The organism is Pontibacillus litoralis JSM 072002, from assembly GCF_000775615.1.
In the GTDB taxonomy this organism is placed as follows: Bacteria; Bacillota; Bacilli; order Bacillales; family BH030062; genus Pontibacillus; species Pontibacillus litoralis.
Window position 1 is genome coordinate 1 of record NZ_AVPG01000030.1, and the last position, 21711, is coordinate 21711.

22 protein-coding genes are annotated in these 21711 nt (G+C 38.9%); 15 read left to right on the forward strand and 7 right to left on the reverse strand.

Going from position 1 to position 21711, the window contains the following annotated elements; genetic code table 11:
- Window positions 1-402 precede the first annotated feature (402 nt).
- The 8 genes from N784_RS17130 to N784_RS14260 all read left to right on the forward strand — a co-directional run bounded on the left by N784_RS17130 (window position 403) and on the right by N784_RS14260 (window position 9105).
- On the forward strand, window positions 403-1860 hold the full coding sequence (locus N784_RS17130) for a peptidoglycan DD-metalloendopeptidase family protein (RefSeq protein WP_084600282.1): 1458 nt from the start codon (window positions 403-405) through the stop codon (window positions 1858-1860).
- 166 nt (window positions 1861-2026) lie between these two features.
- Window positions 2027-2731: a response regulator YycF gene (yycF, locus tag N784_RS14230; RefSeq protein ID WP_036835971.1), complete on the forward strand. Its 705-nt coding sequence runs from the start codon at window positions 2027-2029 to the stop codon at window positions 2729-2731.
- A gap of 5 nt (window positions 2732-2736) precedes the next feature.
- Window positions 2737-4590 (forward strand): cell wall metabolism sensor histidine kinase WalK, encoded by a 1854-nt coding sequence (gene walK / locus N784_RS14235; RefSeq protein ID WP_036835972.1) that lies wholly within the window; start codon window positions 2737-2739, stop codon window positions 4588-4590.
- Entirely contained in the window at window positions 4587-5894 is a 1308-nt protein-coding gene (locus N784_RS14240) for a YycH family regulatory protein (protein WP_036835974.1), read from the forward strand. The genes walK and N784_RS14240 overlap by 4 nt, the downstream gene beginning before the upstream one ends.
- On the forward strand, window positions 5894-6763 hold the full coding sequence (locus N784_RS14245) for a two-component system regulatory protein YycI (RefSeq protein ID WP_036835978.1): 870 nt from the start codon (window positions 5894-5896) through the stop codon (window positions 6761-6763). The genes N784_RS14240 and N784_RS14245 overlap by 1 nt, the downstream gene beginning before the upstream one ends.
- A complete protein-coding gene (locus tag N784_RS14250) occupies window positions 6760-7569 on the forward strand; it encodes an MBL fold metallo-hydrolase (RefSeq protein ID WP_036835980.1) in 810 nt (269 codons plus the stop codon). Before N784_RS14245 ends, N784_RS14250 begins: the two co-directional genes overlap by 4 nt.
- Window positions 7570-7653: 84 nt before the next feature.
- Entirely contained in the window at window positions 7654-8865 is a 1212-nt protein-coding gene (locus N784_RS14255; RefSeq protein WP_036835982.1) for a S1C family serine protease, read from the forward strand.
- Between the two features lie 60 nt (window positions 8866-8925).
- Complete coding sequence (locus tag N784_RS14260) at window positions 8926-9105, forward strand: hypothetical protein (RefSeq protein ID WP_036835984.1); 180 nt, start codon at window positions 8926-8928, stop codon at window positions 9103-9105.
- A gap of 119 nt (window positions 9106-9224) precedes the next feature.
- Here N784_RS14260 and N784_RS14265 read toward each other — a convergent pair whose 3' ends face one another.
- A complete protein-coding gene (locus tag N784_RS14265) occupies window positions 9225-9677 on the reverse strand; it encodes a DUF2269 family protein (RefSeq protein ID WP_052127344.1) in 453 nt (150 codons plus the stop codon).
- Between the two features lie 93 nt (window positions 9678-9770).
- Here N784_RS14265 and rlmH (N784_RS14270) point away from each other — a divergent pair, with 93 nt between their 5' ends.
- On the forward strand, window positions 9771-10250 hold the full coding sequence (rlmH, locus tag N784_RS14270) for a 23S rRNA (pseudouridine(1915)-N(3))-methyltransferase RlmH (RefSeq protein ID WP_036835985.1): 480 nt from the start codon (window positions 9771-9773) through the stop codon (window positions 10248-10250).
- Here the strand turns inward: rlmH (N784_RS14270) and N784_RS14275 are convergent.
- Together N784_RS14275 and N784_RS14280 are read right to left on the reverse strand one after the other, a co-directional pair.
- Entirely contained in the window at window positions 10194-11903 is a 1710-nt protein-coding gene (locus N784_RS14275) for a recombinase family protein (protein WP_036835988.1), read from the reverse strand. The two genes, rlmH (N784_RS14270) and N784_RS14275, sit on opposite strands and share 57 nt — an antisense overlap.
- Window positions 11904-12494 (reverse strand): helix-turn-helix domain-containing protein, encoded by a 591-nt coding sequence (locus N784_RS14280; RefSeq protein ID WP_036835990.1) that lies wholly within the window; start codon window positions 12492-12494, stop codon window positions 11904-11906.
- A 131-nt stretch (window positions 12495-12625) separates the two neighbouring features.
- Here N784_RS14280 and N784_RS17135 point away from each other — a divergent pair, with 131 nt between their 5' ends.
- From N784_RS17135 to rlmH (N784_RS14295), 3 genes are all read left to right on the forward strand, one after another.
- Window positions 12626-12760 (forward strand): hypothetical protein, encoded by a 135-nt coding sequence (locus tag N784_RS17135; RefSeq protein ID WP_269745340.1) that lies wholly within the window; start codon window positions 12626-12628, stop codon window positions 12758-12760.
- Window positions 12761-13097: 337 nt separating this feature from the next.
- Window positions 13098-13943 (forward strand): hypothetical protein, encoded by an 846-nt coding sequence (locus N784_RS14290; protein ID WP_036835994.1) that lies wholly within the window; start codon window positions 13098-13100, stop codon window positions 13941-13943.
- A gap of 24 nt (window positions 13944-13967) precedes the next feature.
- Window positions 13968-14447 (forward strand): 23S rRNA (pseudouridine(1915)-N(3))-methyltransferase RlmH, encoded by a 480-nt coding sequence (gene rlmH / locus N784_RS14295; RefSeq protein ID WP_036835996.1) that lies wholly within the window; start codon window positions 13968-13970, stop codon window positions 14445-14447.
- 269 nt (window positions 14448-14716) lie between these two features.
- Here rlmH (N784_RS14295) and radC read toward each other — a convergent pair whose 3' ends face one another.
- The 4 genes from radC to N784_RS14315 form a co-directional block, all read right to left on the reverse strand.
- Window positions 14717-15325 (reverse strand): RadC family protein, encoded by a 609-nt coding sequence (gene radC / locus N784_RS14300; protein WP_052127345.1) that lies wholly within the window; start codon window positions 15323-15325, stop codon window positions 14717-14719.
- Between the two features lie 207 nt (window positions 15326-15532).
- Window positions 15533-16309 (reverse strand): hypothetical protein, encoded by a 777-nt coding sequence (locus N784_RS16070; protein ID WP_198134438.1) that lies wholly within the window; start codon window positions 16307-16309, stop codon window positions 15533-15535.
- Between the two features lie 88 nt (window positions 16310-16397).
- Entirely contained in the window at window positions 16398-16787 is a 390-nt protein-coding gene (locus N784_RS14310) for a hypothetical protein (RefSeq protein WP_052127347.1), read from the reverse strand.
- A 25-nt stretch (window positions 16788-16812) separates the two neighbouring features.
- Entirely contained in the window at window positions 16813-17013 is a 201-nt protein-coding gene (locus N784_RS14315) for a hypothetical protein (RefSeq protein WP_036836002.1), read from the reverse strand.
- Between the two features lie 253 nt (window positions 17014-17266).
- Here N784_RS14315 and N784_RS14320 point away from each other — a divergent pair, with 253 nt between their 5' ends.
- The 3 genes from N784_RS14320 to N784_RS14330 are packed head-to-tail and all read left to right on the forward strand — an operon-like array spanning window position 17267 to window position 21700.
- A complete protein-coding gene (locus N784_RS14320) occupies window positions 17267-17521 on the forward strand; it encodes a TIGR04540 family protein (protein ID WP_232306036.1) in 255 nt (84 codons plus the stop codon).
- Between the two features lie 21 nt (window positions 17522-17542).
- On the forward strand, window positions 17543-17998 hold the full coding sequence (brxF, locus tag N784_RS14325) for a BREX-3 system P-loop-containing protein BrxF (protein ID WP_036836006.1): 456 nt from the start codon (window positions 17543-17545) through the stop codon (window positions 17996-17998).
- Window positions 17999-18019: 21 nt separating this feature from the next.
- A complete protein-coding gene (locus N784_RS14330) occupies window positions 18020-21700 on the forward strand; it encodes a DUF6079 family protein (protein WP_036836008.1) in 3681 nt (1226 codons plus the stop codon).
- Window positions 21701-21711: the final 11 nt, after the last annotated feature.

The window sequence follows — 21711 nt, forward strand, 5'->3', positions numbered from 1 at the left end:
TGTCGGCGGTTCGATTCCGTCCCGAGCCATCCAGTAAAGAGTCACCTCTATGGGTGGCTTTTTTTGTTTGCAATCTGTTCTTTTTTTCCTCTAAAATCAGCTGCTTATTAGTTCTAGGCAAATGGTCATGACAGAACATGACATCGCTTGTAACAATTCTGCAATGTTCCTCACTAATATGTGTAAAAAACGACAATTAAAAGAGTAATATTACACTAAACTATACATTTTTCACTGCTGTTTGCTTTCTCTATCACTGTAATAATACAAGTATGTTACATCTTATCTCCTACTATTTATTTAGTCGTAGTAATTATGGTAGATTATTAAGGTGAAGAAAAACAGAAATTAATGTACATAAATAATAGATTTTGAGGAAGATAGGAGAGACGAACTGTGTGGATGAAAAAAGAAAATAATCCAAACACATTCGTGGATACGGCAAAAAGAAAATATACTTCCTTTGGAACGAAGGTAGTATTGACGACTTGTTTAGGATTAGGAATTACAGCTGGAACGGTTCAAGCTGATGAAGATGAGCAACAAATTCCTACAGTATATCACGTTTATGTGGATGGAGAGCATATTGGAACAGTAGAAAATAAAAATATTGTAGACGAGGCTATTCAACAACAAATTAACAAAGTAGAACAGAAGCACAAAGGTATGGAGCTTGTTGTGGGAGAAGAAGTTTCCTACGTACCAGAGAAAATGTATCGAGCAAGTTTCGATAACAAAGATGTTCTGAAAGATATAAAAGAAGAGATTAACATTCAAGCGGATGCTACTGCTGTAGTCGTAGATGGTGAAGTGGTAGGGTATGCACAAAGCAAAGAAGTAGCAGAAGCAGCTGTAACAAAATTAAAAGCGAAATACTTACCGAAAAAGGCCGCTGCTAAGCTTAAAGAAGATTCTAACTACTTTGATACAAAAGACGTCGAATTAGAAGATTCTACGATTAAAGACGTAAAACTATCTGCAAAAGTTTCCTATTCTGATGAAGAAGTAAAACCATCTAACGTGTTAACGGCGGACGAGCTTGTTCAAGTAATGGAAAAAGGTACACTTGAAGAGAAGAAGCATACTGTTAAAGACGGTGAAGTATTAGGTGAAATTGCTAGTCAATATAATTTAAGTACGCAAGAGCTACTAGACTTAAATAAAGGTTTAGATGAAGGATCTGTTCTAGATATTGGACAAGAAATAAACGTAACAGAGTACAATTCTTTCTTAGATGTTGTTGTAACAGAAGAGAAGAAAGAAGAGAGTACAATTGAATATGAAACAGAAGTAAAGAAATCTGAGAAACTTTATAAAGGCGACGAAGAAGTTCGTCAAGAAGGTAAAGATGGTAAGAAAGAAACAGAATACCAAATTACGAAGAAAAACGGTAACGTCATTAATGAAGAAGTATTGCATGAAGAAGTAACCGAAAAGCCACAAAAGGAAATCATCGTGAAAGGTACGAAAGTGGTTCCATCTCGTGGTACAGGTAGCTTAAACTGGCCAGCAGCAGGTGGAACAATCACGAGTAAACAAGGCCAGCGCTGGGGAGCATACCATAAAGGAATTGATATTGCGGGTGTAAGCAATCGTACCATTTCTGCAGCAGATAATGGAACAGTTGTATCTGCTGGTTATGACGGTGGTTACGGTAACAAAGTAGTCATTAATCATAACAACGGTTTAAAAACTGTTTATGCACATATGTCTTCTATTAAAGTAAATGCAGGGCAAACCGTAGAGAAAGGTCAACCTATTGGAATAATGGGATCAACTGGAGATTCTACAGGTGTTCATTTACACTTTGAAGTATACAAAAATGGAAGCTTACAAAATCCTTTGAACTACGTAAGATAACGGAAAGTCTCTAGCTGAAGCTAGAGACTTTTTCTATAGAAGTACAATCTGTAAATCAACGTAGCGAAAAGACATTTCCACCAAAGTACGTTAAAATATAGTATTATAGGCGATTTTACAAGCAACATAACTATAAAATGTCCTTAAATAGAAAGTAGGGATTTGTATGAGTAATAAAATATTAGTAGTCGATGATGAACAGCCAATTGCAGATATATTGAAATTTAACTTAGAGAAAGAAGGATACGAGGTCGTGTGTGCGTATGATGGGGATGAAGCTGTTAAGTTAGCTCACTCCGAACAACCGAACCTCATTTTGTTAGATATTATGCTTCCGAATAAAGATGGTATGGAAGTATGTCGTGAAATTCGCAAACAATACAGTATGCCAATTATTATGCTGACAGCGAAGGATTCTGAGATTGATAAAGTACTTGGCCTAGAGCTAGGTGCAGATGATTATGTGACCAAGCCATTTAACAATCGTGAATTGATTGCTCGCGTGAAAGCAAATTTAAGAAGACATCAACAAGAGCCTGAAACCAAAGGGAAATCCAATAGTGATATACGTGTAGGTAATCTTGTCATTCATCCAGATGCGTATACCGTGACAAGAGAGGGAGAACATATTGAATTAACGCATCGCGAATTTGAGCTATTGCATTATTTAGCGAAGAATATTGGGCAAGTGATGACAAGAGAGCATTTATTAGAAACCGTATGGGGATATGATTATTACGGGGATGTCCGAACTGTTGACGTTACCGTTAGACGACTAAGAGAGAAAATAGAAGAGAATCCAAGTACGCCAATGTGGATTGTTACAAGGCGTGGAGTAGGTTACTATTTTAGAAATCCTGAACAGGAGTAATCATTATGAAGAAGGTTGGTTTTTTTCAATCGATTCGTTTGAAATTTATTATTATCATTATCTTATTACTGCTTTTTCCTATTCAAGTGATTGGAGCGTATTTCTCCCAGCAGTTAGAGAGGGATTTCTTTCAAGAATTTCAACAATCTATTGAGAAGAACATGCAGTATTTAAATTATCAATTGGAGCAAGCCTTTGTGGAGGAACGAACAGAAGACGGGCCGACACTCGAAGAAGACGTACAGAAAATTCTGGCCGATTTGAACTTCACGGAGGAAATAACAGAAATTATTGTTATTAATAGCAACAGTCGAATTATTGGTAATCATCCAATTACGCAAAGTGATATTGGAAAAAGAACGACAAATTCTCGCGTGAAACACACGTTGCTAACAGGGTCTAAGAAAAGCGATACTGTACAGATTGATCGCCAAACGGGAGACAGGACGCTTGTGATGACTTTCCCTATCTTCTCGCAGGCAAATGCTTCGGAGGAGGATACACCTGCATCTGGAGCGGTATATATCGAAGCTTCTCTTGAAGGGGTATATAATCAATTACAGAAAATCAATCAAATCTTTGCTAATGGAACGATATTAGGGATAACCATCTCCGTTGTACTTGGAATCGTAGTAGCTGGAACGATTACGAAGCCTATAACGGAGATGAGGAAGCATGCCAAAGTAATGGGAACAGGGGACTTCTCCCATAAAGTAAATGTGTATGGACGTGATGAAATAGGTCAATTAGCCGTATCCTTTAATGAGATGAGTGATAAGTTAAAGTTAGCTCAGGCGACAACGGAAGGGGAGCGGCGTAAGTTAAGCTCTGTAATTGCTAATATGACAGAAGGTGTTATTGCAACCGATCATCGAGGCAGTATTATTTTAATGAATAAGCCAGCAGCTTCTTTGATTGGCAAAGACTTTGAAATCGTACAAGGGAAGTCCATTATAGAAGTTCTCCAAATCGAAGAACGATTAGCCGATTTAACGGAACTCTCTGAATCAGGATCGATGATTATTGATTTTAGCGATGAAGATGAACATCTATTGTTAAAAGCGAGTTTCTCATTGGTGCAGTATGAAAATGAGGAAATGAATGGTCTTATTACGGTATTAAGTGACGTAACGGAACAAGAGAAGGTTGAACGGGAACGACGGGAGTTTGTAGCGAACGTGTCCCATGAATTAAGGACACCTCTTACGACGATGCGAAGTTATTTAGAAGCGTTAACAGACGGAGCTTGGCAAGATAAAGAGATAGCCCCACGTTTTCTAGACGTTACGCAGAATGAAACAGAACGAATGATTCGTCTCGTCAATGATCTGTTGAAATTGTCGAAGATGGATAATAAGGATTTCACACTACACAGCGAGCTTGTTGACTTTGGGAAGTTTTATCATCATGTAATTGACCGTTTTGAAATGAATAAAGATACGCATATACAATTCATGCGAGATATACCTGAGGAATCTATTTGGGTGTATATGGATAAAGATAAAATGACTCAAGTAATGGATAACATTATCTCGAACGCCATTAAGTATTCACCTGAAGGAGGCACGATTACGTTCCGAGGGAAAATGTTGAAGAAGGAACAGAAATTGTTAGTAACCATTACAGACCAAGGCATGGGCATTCCGAAAGACAACGTCGACAAAATCTTTGACCGTTTTTATCGTGTAGATAAAGCACGCACAAGGAAATTGGGTGGCACTGGCTTAGGGCTTGCGATTTCTAAAGAAATGGTTGAAGCACACAAAGGTGAAATTTGGGCAGAAAGTAAAGAAGGAAAAGGGACAACCATCCTCTTTACCCTTCCTTTCACGAATGATAAGCGGAGGGATAATGCATGACGATTGAGACCATTAAATCTATTGTGCTGACAATGCTTATTGCAACTAGTTTACTATTAACACTAGCAATATGGAACTATAAACCAAATTATGAAGCGTTAGAGGATAACAGTGTATTAAACGCCAAGACAAAAATAGACGGAAAGCAAGAGTCCCTTAGTGGCATCATTGAGCCAAAAGAAATTATTTTTCATGAAGGTGGCGATATTTACGCATTAGCATCTCGTCAGGATTCCCTTAGTTTATATGAAGCGTTCAGGCAGTGGCCATTAGATGAATTCGAATCCGTCCCGAAACAAACATTAAATCGGAAATCTAGCTTAGAAATCATTTATCCAACATCGGTACCACTTTCGGTATTGGCGAGTACGTTAACTTTGAATGAGGACGATCAAGTTATTCCGGAGTTTATGGTTGACCGCATATTTGTCGATATTTCTGCTGACCAGACGTTGACGAATGTGTACTTTTATTCAGATGAGGATGAATCAATGTACAACGCTACTATTCGCAACTTTGAAGCGTATAAAGAACTTGTAGACTACATTAACGATCCATCTAGTCATTTGAAGTACCTTTCGATTGGCGAGGAAGAGGAAAGACCTATATATATTCCTGCCGGTCAAATAAAATTACCGAAGTACACATACACAACGTATGCCATTGGAGAAAATCCACTTATCAACGTCTTGTTTGATGATCCGAATAAAGTGCGAGAGAATCAGACAAGTGTCGGCCAGTCGATTTATACCGATGATCGCATGCAGATGCAGTTATGTTACAACAAAGAATATATGCGCTTTACTAATCCATCAGTGCAACCAGAATCATCGATGACATACTCTGATTTGATACGGGAAAGCATGCGTTTTATTAATGATCACCATGGTTGGACTGATAATTATAATTTATATGACATTGATGCCACCGGAAGCACGGTGAAGTATCGCCTGCAACAAAACGGTTATCCGGTATTCAATGAGAAAGGGTTAAGTGCCATTGAGCAAACGTGGTATAACCAAGAATTGTTTCGTTACAAGCGCTCTTTATTCCAATTAGCGACCCCGATTGAAAATGATTCTACAAAAACGCTTGCATTAGGGGAACAAGTAGATGAGCATTTAGCTAAGTCGAGGACACAATACCCACTTCTGATTGATGACATTACAATCGGCTATACAATGGAAGTGAAGAATCAGCATCCATTCATCGTAACATTCGAACCTGCTTGGTATTATAAAACGGTCGGTGGCAATTGGCGCCCTGTATTTGAAGAACCGGTTAATCAAGGGGGAACGCACTAATGCAATGGGGACAAATTAAAACGCTCTTTATTATATGCTTTTTAGTGCTGGATGTCTTCTTAGCGCAACAGTTTATGCAAAAGCGAGAGCAATCGGAATACGGCCCGTTAGATGATTCGACGTTTGAGGAGAAGCTAGAAGCTGCCAATATAGGAGTGGGAGAAGTACCGAAAGACGCTGTCAAACAAGCGTATATATCAGCAAAGCGGCATAAATTTACAGAAGAAGATGTAGAAGCGCATAAAGATACGCTCCGCAATCAGACAACGAAAATCAACAACGGTGATGTACTGCTTGCGGCGTTTGATAAACCAATCTCTATTGATGTGACGGCATCTGCCGAAGTGATGGAAAGCATGATGAGCAATAAAGTCATAAACGGCGACCAATATGCTTATTGGAATTGGGATGAAGAAAATCAGACGCTACTATTCTTCCAGACGTATAAAGGCAAACCAATTTATTATAATGCAAGTGCACTGCTGATGGTATTCGTTAACGATGATAAAGAATTAATTGGCTACGCACAAACAATGTTAGAAGACATTCATACAACGGCTGAACCACAAGAACTCATTAAACCAATGACGGCCATTGAGACGTTATACAACAACAATGAGCTGTACGAAGGAGATACAATAAGTAGTATGGAGCTCGGCTATCACACACTCGTTCCATTAGAGAATGGCGTACAAGTATTCTCTCCAACATGGAAAATGAACATAAAAGATGAAGAGAACAAGCGGTACCTTTATGTGAACGGCGTGCATGGACAATTAATTGAAACAGAAGAAGAACGATTTATTCAGGATGTCATGATAGATTTATCGATTGCATCTGAAATAGAAGGTTGGAGTGACGAACAATGAGTATGCACTTTAGTGTACTAGCATCAGGGAGTACCGGGAATTGCTTCTACATCGGAACAGACAATCAGAAGTGGCTTGTTGATGCTGGTCTAAGCGCAAAACAAATTGAACGATTGTTAGACGAGGTGCACATAGACCCGAATGAATTAGATGGGATTTTTGTTACCCATGAACATAGTGACCATATTAAAGGCTTAGGCATAATGGCACGACGTTATCAATTGCCAATCTACGGCAATGCCAAAACGTGGAAAGCAATGGAAGACAAAATCGGCAAAGTCACACTTGATCAGAAATTTGAATTTCCTATGGCAAGCGTAAAAACGTTCGGCGATTTAGAAGTAGAATCGTTTGGCGTATCCCACGATGCCGCCGAGCCAATGTTCTACGTCTTCCGAAATGGCGGCAGTAAAGTAGCACTCGTAACCGATTTAGGATACGTTTCCGAACGCATTAAGAAAACGGTTGAACATGCCGATGCCTATATATTCGAAGCGAATCATGATGTAGAAATGCTACGAATGGGACGCTACCCCTGGAACACGAAACGCCGCATTCTAGGTGACGAGGGACACGTATCTAATGAAGATTGCGCGCTCGCCTTAACCGATATAATTGGAAACAATACACAACGTATTTATTTAGCCCATCTAAGTCAAGATAATAATATGAAAGATCTGGCTAGAATGTCTGTCACCAATATTCTTAAGGAACGCGGCATCCCAGTAGGAGATTCCATTAATTTATACGATACAGACCCACATACAGCAACACCAATTTATACGTTAAATAATGTTTACGTATAAGGAAAGAATGGGTACAGGCAAACAGACACATATCAAACGATGCACCAGACTTGTAAAGTGGAGCGAAAGGATTGGTGAAGTTTCATGGGATATTATGATGATCATACATCTTCCCGAAATCAGCAGAAGAAACCAAATTGGCTTATTCCTGCCTTGCTAGGGGGGATATTCGGCGCCCTCATCGTTGTATTTGCATTACCGTCCCTCTTACCAGCTGAACTGTTGCCATACAGCGGGCAAGAAACAGAAGAACAAGCTGGAACAGACGCAGATAAGGAAACGGAAACGCCTAACACAGAAGCGGTGAATGTAGATGTTACAACCCAAGTAACGAAAGTAGTAGAAGATGTACAAGAAGCCGTTGTAGGAGTCGTGAACAATCAACAAGGAACGGGCCTGTTTAGCCAAGAACAAGAAGGAGGAACAGGCTCAGGCGTGATCTATAAGAAAGAAGACGACTACGCCTATATCGTAACGAATCACCACGTCATTCAAGGAGCATCATCAATCGAAGTTGAATTAATCGACGGCAACCGAATCGAAGCGAATTTATTAGGAAGCGACCCCTACACCGATTTAGCCGTCCTCCGCGTTAAGGCAGACAAAGTCGGTCAGCCAATCGAGCTCGGCAGTTCTGAGAATGTCAAAGTCGGCGAACCAGCCCTCGCAATTGGTAACCCACTCGGCTTACGATTTGCAGGATCGGTCACGAAAGGCATTATAAGCGGCACACAACGAGCCATTCCCCAAGACTTAAACGGAGACGGACGAATCGATTGGCAAGCCGAAGTCATCCAAACCGACGCCGCCATTAACCCAGGTAACAGCGGAGGAGCTCTTATTAATATGGACGGACAACTAATCGGCGTCAACTCGATGAAAATCGCCCAATCATCTGTCGAAGGGATCGGTTTCGCTATCCCAATCGATGCCGCCAAACCAATTATTGATGACTTAGAAAACAATGGCGAAGTAACAAGGCCGTATATGGGAATCGAATCGTATTCTCTATCCGAATTAGCCAGCAACCAATGGCAGAACGCCCTCGGCTTACCGAAAGACGTACAAGCGGGTGTCTTCATTAACGGCGTTGAAATAGCATCACCAGCCGATCGCGCCGGTTTACAGCAATACGACGTCATTACGAAACTAGATGACACAACGATTACGAACATCGTCGACCTACGCAAATACTTATACGAAGAGAAAGAAATCGGCGAAGAAATTAAAGTAACCTTCTACCGCGAAGGCGAAAAACAAACGACAACGATGGAGCTAGCACCACAAAGTTATTAAGCAGAAGCAAAAAAGCAGAGGCTAATTCCTCTGCTTTTCTCATGACAAATGGAAAGAAATATGCAGCAACGAAACGATAGGAACGACAAGAACACGTTAACAACAGTAGACGCTATTGTCGATGAAGAAGAAACAATTCAGACGTTAGAACAAGTACGGAACAACTTTTCCACAGCCTGTGAATATCATGTGGAGCAATCCGTATATATGGTGGCGAACGCAGGTTCTTACACTAAATAAGCGGTGTGAGTATGTGGATATGTGGATAAGTGTGTGCATAACCTGTTCGTAAAAGAGCGAAACCTGTGCATAGAACGAAAAATGTGGATATTGTGGATAACTTAAAAGGAAGGTTCCAGTTAAGGCTTTACAATCATGAAGAAAAACAGCAACGTCGCTAAACAAGCCACGACATAATACCAATAAGCCAACCGATCAAGCCATTGCTGCTGAGCAGGAGGCAAACGAACAACCTCCTTATTGTCATCATGACTCACCCAAAACAGTAGCCGCCGAACCTTAGGACGAATCAAGCCAACGACAATTATATAAATTACAATATATAGAAAGAGAGAACCAAGCAACCACACTTGCCCAATAGAGCCATAATCACCAAAGATAACAAGCAACACACCACTAAACAAAGCAACAGAACCAACAACGACAGGAAAACGATTCAACGTACGCATCAACACCAACGACACGCGTAAATCAGCTAACGCCTGATCCGAACGAACCAACAACAACGGACAATACACACTACCAATACCAACAATCGCCGCCATCACATGAACAAAAACAAGCAGCCCCAACGCACTTCCTCCTTTACATAGAAGCATACTATCTATATGTATGAGGAAATAAGCAACCATACCAACAAAAAAGCAAAAAGAGGAGAAAAAATAATGAAACTATCCATCATCTCAGTCGGAAAACTAAAAGAAAAATACTTAAAACAAGGCATTGCCGAATACACTAAGCGCCTCGGCCCATACGCCAACATTGAACTGCACGAAGTCCCAGACGAGAAAGCACCAGAAAACCTAAGCCAAGCCCAAATGGAAGAAGTTAAACACAAAGAAGGCCAGCGCATCCTAAACAAAATAACCCAAGACACCTACGTCATCACACTCGAAATAGAAGGCAAACCCCTCACCTCCGAAAAGCTAGCCGAACACCTTGACCAGCTCGCCACCTACGGCAAAAGCAAAGTCGCCTTCATCATCGGTGGATCCCTCGGGTTAAGCAATGAAGTCATAGAGCGATCCAACTATGCTCTCAGCTTCTCGAAAATGACTTTCCCCCATCAAATGATGAGGCTCATGTTGTTAGAGCAAGTGTACCGGGCGTTTCGGATTAATAGAGGGGAACCTTACCTCGTTTAAGGGTAAAATATTAAGCGAATCCATCACTTCACTCCGGTTCACTCCTTCCATACTTTCCAGTTCCCAAGACTCCATTGGCTTGATAAAATCCATGTTCATCGTATTCAATAAATCCATGGTTTGATGTTCCAAACCTTCAATTGTGAAGTCGAAGTGTAGGTTGATTTTCTCTACACGTCGTCCGATTCTCCGTGGAGCATCTTTTGTAATTTGAATATCTTTTATGATCAGATGAAGCAATGCCTTCTGTTGAGTGATATCTGATTTACTTAAGATCGTCTCCAGATTACTAAGCAGATGATAAAGTGCATCTTCATCAATAGGAGCGGTATCACATTCGCTTAATTCTACGTTCAATTCTTCAATCTTCTGCTCCAATGACGCTTTCTCTTCCATCATCTCCTGTAGCTTTGGTTTAAAAATTGCAGCAAGAGTTGGGTCATCCATCAATTGAGTGGTTGTGTTATCAATTCGTCCTTCAATCTTCCTCAACTTACTTTCGTGAATGCGGATCTGTTCATCGATAGGATCTTTTGCATTCATTCGCTTATCGTTCACACTCTGAACAATGTTCTTCAGTACATAGGGTTCGGCTACGATACGCTTTAGTTCTTCAAATACAGATTCTTCAACTCTCTCAGCTCTAATCGAATTGGCACGACAAGCGGTTTTTCCTTTGTTATGGTGAAAGCCACAAACGTAATACCGATACTTCTTGCCGTTACCGCCATTAGATCTACCGGGAACCATCCCGTTTCCAAATTGAGGGCATCTGACCAACCCACTTAGTAAATAAGGGGTATGCGAGCGTGATGGCTTGTGGGATCTTTTCTTGCGTATTTTCTGTACCCGTTCCCACTGTTCGTTAGAAATGATTGCCTGGTGCTTTCCATCAACTAAGATGTAGTTCTCGTTCTTACCTTTTCTATGTTTTTCAATCCAATTCTCGTACATATTGAAGCGGATCTTCCCGATATACAAAGGGTTATCGAGGATCGTTTTTATGGTGTGGATGGCAAAATCCTTCCCACGTTTCGTTTTAAACCCCATTGAATTGATTCTACTCACAATCGCTTTGTAGCCAAGGTCTTCTTCAGCGTAGTTAAAAATGAGTTGGATAACATGAGCTTCTTCTTCATTGATCACCAATTCTTTATTTACACTGTCGTATCCATACACTCGACCACCATTGTAATACCCTTGTTTAGCACGTTGATTCATCCCCATCTTAAGTCGCTCGATAATTGAATTACGTTCATACTCAGAGAAGTTACTGGCCATCTGGAACATCATCTTACCCATCGGTGTAGTAATGTCCATGTCTTCTTTAAGACTGATCAATTTCACATTCGCCTGATCACATCGTTCTGCAATTTCCAAGGCATCTTTAGACTTACGAGAGATCCGATCGATCTTATAGACAATAACTGCTTGAAAGTCTCCACTGCCAAGATCCTTCAGTAATCGTTTCATCTGCGGACGACCAGAGATATTTTTGCCACTAACTCCTTCATCCAGATATCTTCTTACGACTTCCATACCTCTTTGCTCAGCATAAGTCTCCATTTCTTCAATTTGCCCCTGTATGCTGTACCCTTCTGTGGCTTGTTCTTCCGTGCTTACACGAGCGTATATTGCTACAGGTTTAGTCATCTATTCATCTCCTTTTCCATAGTTAACATTCTTTTCTTGAAGAGTATCTATAAATTGATCAACTTCTGATTGAGCTTTAGGTAAACCGTGTATTCCTGATGTATCTTCAACGGTTTCGATAAATGGGATGACGCTTTTGTATATGGAGGAATATGTTGTTGGATTTCGAGCGATCCATTCTATGACTTCTAGCTTACTTGTAAGTGCATTTTCATTCTTCTCATTGTATAACGACTCAACTATTTCAAAAGCTTTGTCATGCAACTTCATTTTTTCGGTACCCATAGGATCCATAGGTAGATTGGATTTGACCCAGACATCATATGGTATTGAAACGTTGTAATCATCACACGTTTTGATGAGTTCAAAAAGTAAATTTCTAAGTTGAGTTTGATAAGTACTGACTACCACGTCTCGAACATTTATGTCTAAAGTTGAAGCTAACTTAATTGCATTTTCGAATGAAGGAGTATGTTTCCCGTTTTCAATATCGCGTATATGACTATGTGATATCCCTGTTTCTTCGGATAGCTTTCTGTAACTTAAGTTAGCTTCAGCTCTTTTTTCTTTGACCACCGTAGCAAAATTCATTAAAATCACCTCATTGCAATTATATTTGTATGGTGACAAAAATACAACATTTTACTTTTATTATGAGGTGTAATATTGTGTTTTGTAAGGTTTTGAAATTACAATATTTGAAGTGTGGAGGAGGAAGTGCGATGAAAGACGATAATACATGGAACCACAGTGTCTACGAAACGTATCTACATCAACAAGAACAAAAAGATCATTTTTTAAATCAACTTGCTAATATCATAATCGAAACAACAAATGAAAAAGGAGAAAGGGAATAATTATGTCCTGTACAACTGTTCTTGCTATCAGACACGTTAGGAGTTCTCATTCTAGTTATATCAAGGGTTCATCCCCTCTAAATACTTGGGGGTATGGTAGTGGTTATTAAGTATAAAGAATCTGCATACGATAACCTGGATAAATGCGCTGTGATTAATAGTGTGCTCAAGAGTACATTAAACAACAATCGTGTCTGCCCGTATGATGGTATCAAGTTTTATACTGATAACAAGGTCTCCTGGAGTCTATTGAAGCAAATTAAAGGACACGAGCATCCTCAATGGTTTAAGAACGAGATTGAGATGTACAAGTATCAGCTGAATTATAGGTTATTCTTTGTTCAATGGGGGGTCGCTCTTCAGCCATCTTCCTAATACCATAATTGAAATCAATCCTTCTTCCCAAAGACTTACTCCCCAACAACTTAAACACTTGCTGAGATTTATCGTTGGAGATTTAAAAGGCATTAAAGTAGGGCAGTGGGATGAAAAGATAGATCTTGAAGGATACACTTCTGAGCAAGTAGCGAAAAGGTTATATGTCCCGAATCAAAGGAAACAGCCATTTGAAGACAAGGATTTCCCTGAAACATATTACTATGGTGTGAGAAATGGAAATCAAGTTAAAGTGTATAATAAGGCAAAGCAAATGAAGATGAAGGACGGGATCCTACTTACTCGGATAGAGAGAACAAACAAAGTAAATCCTGCAGATAGGTTGTCTGTGGATGAATTTCTAAATAGTGAACCTGCCGATGTATTCAGAGGCATGAAGATGATCGACATAGACATGATTGATAATCGGAAGAGAATTAAGAAACTCATCAATAAGGAAAACACCTTGGTCGACGCAATACAAAAAATGAGTGATTCTGATAAACACAAACTGAAGAGGGAAAGAGGCTTTAAGAATCCCTCTGTAGATATACACATGATGTTCTATAGTGATCTAAATGATTGGCTTGGTTCTTTAAGGATGTTACACGTGTTAGCTATTAATGAAGAAGGGTTGTGGGATATGAGGGATGCTATAAAAGAGAAAAGTCATCACCTTCACGCAATCATTGAAAACATTGTTATGAAGAGGATGAATGATACAATAGAGCAATCAAGAAAAACAATACACAGAATAAATGAATACTTCAACAGTCCTATTGAGTTAATTCATCATTACAGTAATTGAAGATAAATGTCGAGGTGATTGTATATGCAGATACAAATTGTAAGTGTCGGAAAGATCAAAGAGAAATACATTAAACAGGGCATCGGTGAGTTTGAGAAGCGGCTGCGTCCATACTGTAAGTTGACTATGGATGAAGTGAATGATGAGCAGGCTCCTGAACAGATGAGTGAGAAAGAAATGATCCAGGTTAAGGATAAAGAAGGGGAGCGGATCTTAAATAAAATTAAGCCAACCCAATACGTGATTGTACTGGATCTACAAGGTGAACAATGGTCATCAGAGAAATTATCTAAAAACATGGAGCAGCTAAGCATCCATGGGAAGAGTCAATTGTCATTCGTCATCGGTGGATCGAATGGATTGAGTGATGATGTATTGAAGCGTGCAGATCAGAAGCTTTCTTTCTCAAAGATGACATTCCCTCATCAGTTGATGAAACTGATTTTGATGGAGCAGATCTATCGTTCATTCAAAATCCAGAAGAACGAGCCATATCATAAATAATTCATATAAATATGCGCTTCAATGTTACAATTTTGCTGTGTAGCGTATATATATAAGTGAATGCATTTTCAGTGGATGTCCTTCATGTGTAGATTTGTATGTGAAATGGATGAAAAGGCTGATATGATAACGTTTCTAGGTGATTATGGGTGTGGAGCAGAGAGAAAAAAGAGCAACATCTACAAAACTTAGCCCATTTCCTGTTGAAAGAAAAAAAGAGCCAGTGAAGCTGATGAATAACACCATCCTCACTGGCTTTTGTCATGTGTTTAGAGGTATCCTTTTTCTTTCAAGCTAGAGTACTTCTCATGTCCGATAACAAGGTGATCCAGAATCTCAATGCCAATCATCTTCCCAGCTTCAGCAAGTCGTTTCGTAACGTTTACATCTTCCATGCTTGGAGTCACGTCTCCACTAGGATGGTTATGAGCGACGATAGCACTGGCACAGCTACGACGAATCAAGTGTTTGAAGCATTCCCTTGGATGAACGATGGAAGCATTCAATGAACCGATAAATACTGTTTCTTTGAATAGTATCTCGTTCTTGGTATTCAATCCAAGGACGACGAAGTGCTCTCGATCAAGATATTGCATATCGCTGAGATAGTCATACGCATCTTCAGGTGAGCGTATCGTAAAGCGGTCTTCAGACGGGCATGGGTTCATACGTGCCAGCTGCAAAGCAGCAATGATTTGAGTAGCCTTCACTTTGCCTATACCTTTGATCTGCATAAGCTCTTCTTCCGTCACATCCAACAGTTCTCTGACTGATGGATAACGAGTGAAGATCTCATTTACGACATAACTGTCTTCCTTTTCTCTCGTAGATGTGGCAAGCAAGTGTTTGAATGTCATTTTATCGATAGTGTTATTCATTATTAATTCCTCCAGTTTGTTTGTAATTAAAAAAAGGAGAGACGACGATCGTCCCTCCTGATTGAGTGAATCTTATTGATTCTATATACTGTTGGTATAGATAAGTTTGTAGATGAGTTCATATTGCGGATGGGCTCATCTTTTTTGTGCATTAAAAAAGCCATCGACTGCATCTGCAATCCATGGATAATTACCTGCTGTATTCATTTAGCTTCTGACCTCTTTCAATGTCAGTAAATCCTGAATGAAGTCCGATGCCTGACTCTTGGTCAAGTCTTTACTTCGATCGACGTTAAAACTCATCTTCATGATTTCTTTGGCAACGTCCGTCGGCAAATTCATCTCATCGATGATGTTGAAGATCATCTGCAGCTGAGCTTTCGTCACCTTATCTGCATGCTGGTTTGTCGTCGCTCGTTTTGGGAAATCTTCAATGTCCTGAGTGAAGATGCCACTGGATCGTGTTGCAGATAAGACAGCGTCGATCAACGCCCGTTTCTTCGCCATCTTCAAAACGGTGTTGACGATAGAATAGGCATCCTGTTGTCGGAATGATGCTTCCTTGCTGTTGCAGGAACCTAGCCCCTCTGCTTCGATGATTTTGTTATCTTTACGGATAAGCGTAATCTTCACTTCATAAGCAAAGATACCTTTCTCCCAATCTTCAATGCGATTGACGACATCTGCGGTCTTGGAGAATCCGAATACATCACACAGCTTCTCTGCACCTGGCTTTAGTAACGTAGGTTTAGAGAAACCATCAATTAAGCCGTAGTCAACTCCCTTTACCATCACGTCATCCACAAACATTTGTAATTGTTGAATACGTTGTTGTGATTCTGACGATGATACGACGATGTTGGGTAACGACTGTTTATCGACATTCTCTTTATCGTAAAATGGAACGATATTACCTGGACGGTTCTTCATATTGATTTCACCTCCTTTCAATGACTTAAGATTTTTTGTGAACCATGTGTGCAAGAATGTTTAGGCTTCTTGCGGTTTGTCGAACCACGGATCTGCCGATTTGATGTTGAAGTTGATTACCTTTGGAGAACATGGAATGTGACTATCTAACGGTCTTTGATAACGACTGTTGTGACCCATCATTGAATTTATCCACCGTTTCACACCATTTATCGATCATCTCTTCACCTTTTGCAGATGTGAAAGTAGCACTGTTTTTCAAATACTCATACAATCCTTTTTTGTTTGACTTTGATTGATCCTCATCTTCATGCGAAGTTTCTACAGCAGTTATCAGGTTGTATAACTTTTTACGTCTTTTGAGCAACTGAACAAGCTGAACGTAATCGTTCCTTTCAACAATGAAAAGGATTTCTTCGTCTACTTCTTCAAGCTGTTGCTTTAATGATAGTAGGAGCTCATCTACCTCTTTTCTTGATAAATCTTTACCGTTTGCTAAGGCATCTTCAGTTTGGTGTCTTCTGAATTTCATCTTCATAATCTCCTCCACGTCTTATTTACTTAAAGTGGTGATAACCTTTTAATGTCAGCTTCAATACTTTTCCTTCACCTCTCCGATCACTGGCTAATAACAACCCGTCGTCTTCGAGCTGCATCAGATCAACTTCACAGATCCCATACTCCACTAGATATTTAGCAGCAACCCATTTATTTAACTTCTTGGCTTCTACTAAGACTTTTGATAGTGCCTGATTCATTTACATCACCTCCTTTAAATGCGCTCCTCTCACTACGCAAGTCGTCTCTGTAAAACAAAAAGACCGTCATCTATCCGAGTGGATAAATAACGGTTTATATAAAAGGGGTGGGGCATGAAACGGCCATACCCCCCTTATTCAAATAAAGATTGTGGTGCCAAGGGAATTTTTGTATATTTTTATTCTGTCTATTGTGAAACGATAGAACTATCGATAAAATAAGAGTTGAGTATAAAAAAAGTAAAAGAGTGAGGTGGACTGGTTGGGTATAAAGCTCTTTCATAGGACACAAAGAGATTTAGCTTCATACATCAACCAAGTTATTGACCAATATTGGAATAATGATTTAGAAGAAACTCAAATGATAGACATGATTCAAAATCTCTATAATAATAACGAATCTAAGTTTGTAAAGAATGGAGAATACACCTCTATTATTAACCAGCAGTGTGGAAAGCGAAGGCTAGAGGTGATAAGCAAGGTGTTAGACCTTAATAGGGTTAAATAAATTCTTGTAGGGATGGTTCATATGGAGGACACATTACTTTATAAAATTGAAAGTGAATTGAAAAGCATTCATATGAGAAGGCATCAATTACTTTTTGTTGTAAGTGAATCATTTAACAGAGACATTAGTTTTATAGCTAAGCAAATTGGCATTCCTAATATCAACCTAAACTATGAACTTAGTAAAGTATTGAAAAATATCCCAGCCAAGAAACGACATAGAAACGTTAGTAATTCGTTAAAACAGATAGTAAGAGAGAAAAATTCTACAATTCTGGTAATCGATCATATTGAAATACTTTATGATCCTCAACTCCAACAAGATCCAGTAGCTTTACTTGAAGACATATCAAGGAATTATACACTTATCGTTAGTTGGAGTGGAAAAACGAATGGGGAAAATTTAGTTTATGCTGATCAAGACCACGTTGAATATTACAAACGTGATAAAACTGATGGAGTAATTCTTTCGCAGTGATAATTTAGAGGAGGAACTAAAATGAGGTATGGGGACTTATTACACTTTGAACCAATAGAATCTGTTGTTCAATTAACAGATGCTAATGAGAAAGAGAGCGCTTATAAACTACTTGATACATATGTAATTTCTGAGCGAATGGCAGAGGTTTTAGACGAATTGGTTATTGAACAACTTCAATTCAATCGTCCTACTGATAATAAAGGTATGCTTATCGTAGGTAACTACGGTACAGGTAAATCACATCTAATGAGTGTTATATCTACAATTGCAGAAGTAAGTGGATCTAGCGCGCGTATGCAGAATGAGAGGGTTGCTATTAAAGCAAAGGAAATTGAAGGGAAATTCAAGGTGATTCGAACTGAAATAGGTAGCGTACAAACTTCATTCAGGGATATCATCTGTGGAGCTCTTGAAGATGGTTTGGAAGATATAGGTGTATCTTACACATTCCCGGAATCCAATGAAATTCGTAATAATAAAGAATCCCTTATGGAAATGATGTCGGCTTTTCATGAAGTGTATCCAGATCAGGGTTTACTATTAGTTGTGGATGAGTTGCTTGATTACTTGAGAGGAAGAAAAGAGCAAGAGCTATATTTAGACCTTGGTTTTCTTCGTGAATTAGGAGAAATATGTAGTAAAACGAAGTTTAGGTTTATTGCTGGTGTACAGGAGATGCTATTCGATAATCCGAAATTCCAGTTTGTCGCCGAACAGCTTCGTCGTGTAAGGGAACGTTTTGAACAGGTTCGGATTATTAGAGAAGACATCGCTTACGTAGTATCTCAACGTCTATTAAAAAAGAACGATAGACAAAAAGCTCTAATTAGAGAACACTTGCAGCAATTTACAAATCTATATGATCGTTTAGGCGAAGATCTAGACCAGTACGTGGATCTATTTCCTATTCACCCTGCTTACCTTTCAACTTTCGAAAGTGTAACAGTAGCAGAAAAACGTGTCATTCTAAAAACACTAAGTAATGAAATGAAGAAAGTCATGGATAATGAGGTGCCGACAGAGGAACCTGGACTAATCTCATTTGATAGTTATTGGCCATATATTGAAAATGATCCGTCTTTAAAAAGTAACCCTGATATCAAAGAGGTCATGGCAAAAACAAAAATCCTTCAGGATAAGGTAGAAAATGCTTTTACAAAGCCTGTTTATAAACCAATGGCAAAAAGAATTGTTAAAGCATTGGCGGTGTTTAGGTTAACCACAGATGATATATATGCCCAACTTGGGTTAACTCCAGAAGAGCTTAAAGATCGTCTATTTCTTCATGTTTCACTTTTAGATGACGATGATGCTGCTGACTTTCTAAAAACTACTATAGAATCAGTGTTAAGAGAAATTCAAAAAACGGTTAGTTATCAATACATTTCTGCAAATGAAACGAACGGACAGTATTATTTAGATATAAAGAAAGACGTAGCTGTTGATGATTTAATAGAGCAAAAAGCAGAAGGGTTGGTGGATGACCAATTAGATCGATATTATTTTGAAGTTTTAAAGTTGGCTACTCAAGTGGCCGATACCACTTATGTCACTAATTATCGAATTTGGCTACATGAGCTTCCTTGGCCGGAAAGAAAAGTGACACGGCAGGGGTATATATTCTTTGGGGCTCCTAATGAGCGCTCTACAGCGCAACCTCCAAGAGACTTTTATATATATTTACTACAACCTTTTGCACCACCTAAGTTTAAGGATGAACATAAATCAGATGAAGTCTTTTTCACTCTAGTAGATAAAGATGAGAAATTCATGAGAGCTTTAAGTCTGTATGCTGGTGCAAAAGAAATGGCGGCAACGTCTTCTAGCAGTACACGTAACTTATATGAATCAAAAGCAGATAAATTCCTGAAGCAGTTAAGTCAATGGTTAAGAGAAAACTTGACTACAGCTTTTGAACTAACTTATAAAGGGAAATCAGATCGTGTGGCTGAGTACGGTATGTTTATTCCCACGGGCGCCAGTGTAAGAGAAGTCGTTGATTCTGTATCATCTGAATGTTTAGCTCAATCATTTAATGAAGATTATCCAGACTACCCGTCATTTAGAAGCCTTCAAACTCCGATGTCGAAAGAAAGCTTACCTACCTATGTGCAGGATGCTTTCAAAAATATAAATGGAGCAAACACAAGACAAGGACAAGCGATTTTAAACGGCCTGGTACTAATAGATGAAAAAGGGAAAGTGAATACAAGAAATTCTGGATATGCTAAATGGGTAATTGGTAAGCTAGATCAAAAAGCTCAAGGACAAGTAGTAAATCGGAGTGAGTTTATTGATGAATTATATACTTCCCAAGGTACAGAGGATATTGAGCTTACGAAAGAATACAAAATGGAGCCGGAATTATTTACAGTAGTTTTAGCGGCACTGGTCAAGAATGGAGACATTGTAATTACAGTCAATGGTAAGTCTTTTGATGCTATGAATTTTGAACAGTTACTAAAACTCCCTCAAAATGACTTTATTAATTTTAGCCATATCAAAAAGCCTAGTGGTTTACCTATGCCAGCAATCCGAGCAATCTTTGATCTATTAGATATAGAGCATGCTTTACTAAGAGAGCAAGCTCTTGAGCTAGGTATTGCTGAAATGAATAAGAAAGCTCGATCAATCCTTGAGGATACGGTACGGATGATGAACGATGTAAAAGAAGGCTTTCCTATATGGGAAGACAAAATACTAACACCGTCTGAGGTAGAGTACGCAAGAGAAAAGCTTAATGATTTCAAGGGATTCCTTGAAGGGCTTCAAATTTACAATACGAAAGCTAAAATGCAAAACCTGAAGTACAGTGTGGATGAAATCGAGAAGCAAAAAGCCACTTATGATCGATTACAACAATTAAAAGAGTTAAAAGAAAAGTCTATTGATTACACGAATAAACTTAATTACCTTATGACAGTACAGAGTCAGCTTCCACGTGAACATAAGTGGCATGATGACTTAGAAACAGTGCTGAGTGATTTAATCTATGCTCTAAAAGAAGGGCACACAACAGTCAGTCATGAAAAATCCCTCGACAAATTGAAAAAAGAGTATATTGATCTTTATCTGAAGCTTCATAATGAAAATCGATTGAATGCAAATGAGGATAATCGAAAAAGTGCGTTAATTAACGACCATAGACATAAGGCTTTAAAAAATTTATCCGAAATAGATATACTACCAAGCCAAGCTTTAAGTGAATGGCAACAGCAAATTAACTCATTAGTAACTTGTTGGAATTTAACCAAAGCAGACTTAGAACAGAATCCTTTATGTACTAATTGTCGTTTTAGACCAAAAGATGAAGAATATTCAATGGTTTCACTATCTGAATTGGATGATGATCTAGATGTAATTCTCGACAACTGGACAGAAACACTTTTAACTAACTTAAATGATCAAAGAATTAAGGAAAGTATCACATTATTACATGATGATGAGCAGCAATTAATTAATGAGTTAATCAAGTCTGGATCTCTATCACTACCTATCGACGTTAGATTAATCCAAGTCATTAAGAAGCTGTTTCAAGGAATTGAAAAAGTTGAGATTTCAATAAATGACTTAAAAGATATGTTGGCAAACGGAAGCCCCCTAACAGTAGGAGAAGTAAGAGATCGATTTGAAATAATGTTGAGGAAGCATGCAGGTGATTCCAAATCAGATCGTGTGCGGATTATGCTGAAACAGTAAATTTGGAGGTC

Coding starts and splice junctions, on each gene's coding strand:
- N784_RS17130 (WP_084600282.1), top strand. CDS start 403: ATGAAAAAAGAAAATAATCCAAACACATTCGTGGATACGGCAAAAAGA.
- yycF (WP_036835971.1), top strand. CDS start 2,027: ATGAGTAATAAAATATTAGTAGTCGATGATGAACAGCCAATTGCAGAT.
- walK (WP_036835972.1), top strand. CDS start 2,737: ATGAAGAAGGTTGGTTTTTTTCAATCGATTCGTTTGAAATTTATTATT.
- N784_RS14240 (WP_036835974.1), top strand. CDS start 4,587: ATGACGATTGAGACCATTAAATCTATTGTGCTGACAATGCTTATTGCA.
- N784_RS14245 (WP_036835978.1), top strand. CDS start 5,894: ATGCAATGGGGACAAATTAAAACGCTCTTTATTATATGCTTTTTAGTG.
- N784_RS14250 (WP_036835980.1), top strand. CDS start 6,760: ATGAGTATGCACTTTAGTGTACTAGCATCAGGGAGTACCGGGAATTGC.
- N784_RS14255 (WP_036835982.1), top strand. CDS start 7,654: ATGGGATATTATGATGATCATACATCTTCCCGAAATCAGCAGAAGAAA.
- N784_RS14260 (WP_036835984.1), top strand. CDS start 8,926: ATGCAGCAACGAAACGATAGGAACGACAAGAACACGTTAACAACAGTA.
- rlmH (WP_036835985.1), top strand. CDS start 9,771: ATGAAACTATCCATCATCTCAGTCGGAAAACTAAAAGAAAAATACTTA.
- N784_RS14275 (WP_036835988.1), bottom strand. CDS start 11,903: ATGACTAAACCTGTAGCAATATACGCTCGTGTAAGCACGGAAGAACAA.
- N784_RS14280 (WP_036835990.1), bottom strand. CDS start 12,494: ATGAATTTTGCTACGGTGGTCAAAGAAAAAAGAGCTGAAGCTAACTTA.
- N784_RS17135 (WP_269745340.1), top strand. CDS start 12,626: ATGAAAGACGATAATACATGGAACCACAGTGTCTACGAAACGTATCTA.
- rlmH (WP_036835996.1), top strand. CDS start 13,968: ATGCAGATACAAATTGTAAGTGTCGGAAAGATCAAAGAGAAATACATT.
- radC (WP_052127345.1), bottom strand. CDS start 15,325: ATGAATAACACTATCGATAAAATGACATTCAAACACTTGCTTGCCACA.
- N784_RS14310 (WP_052127347.1), bottom strand. CDS start 16,787: ATGAAATTCAGAAGACACCAAACTGAAGATGCCTTAGCAAACGGTAAA.
- N784_RS14315 (WP_036836002.1), bottom strand. CDS start 17,013: ATGAATCAGGCACTATCAAAAGTCTTAGTAGAAGCCAAGAAGTTAAAT.
- brxF (WP_036836006.1), top strand. CDS start 17,543: ATGGAGGACACATTACTTTATAAAATTGAAAGTGAATTGAAAAGCATT.
- N784_RS14330 (WP_036836008.1), top strand. CDS start 18,020: ATGAGGTATGGGGACTTATTACACTTTGAACCAATAGAATCTGTTGTT.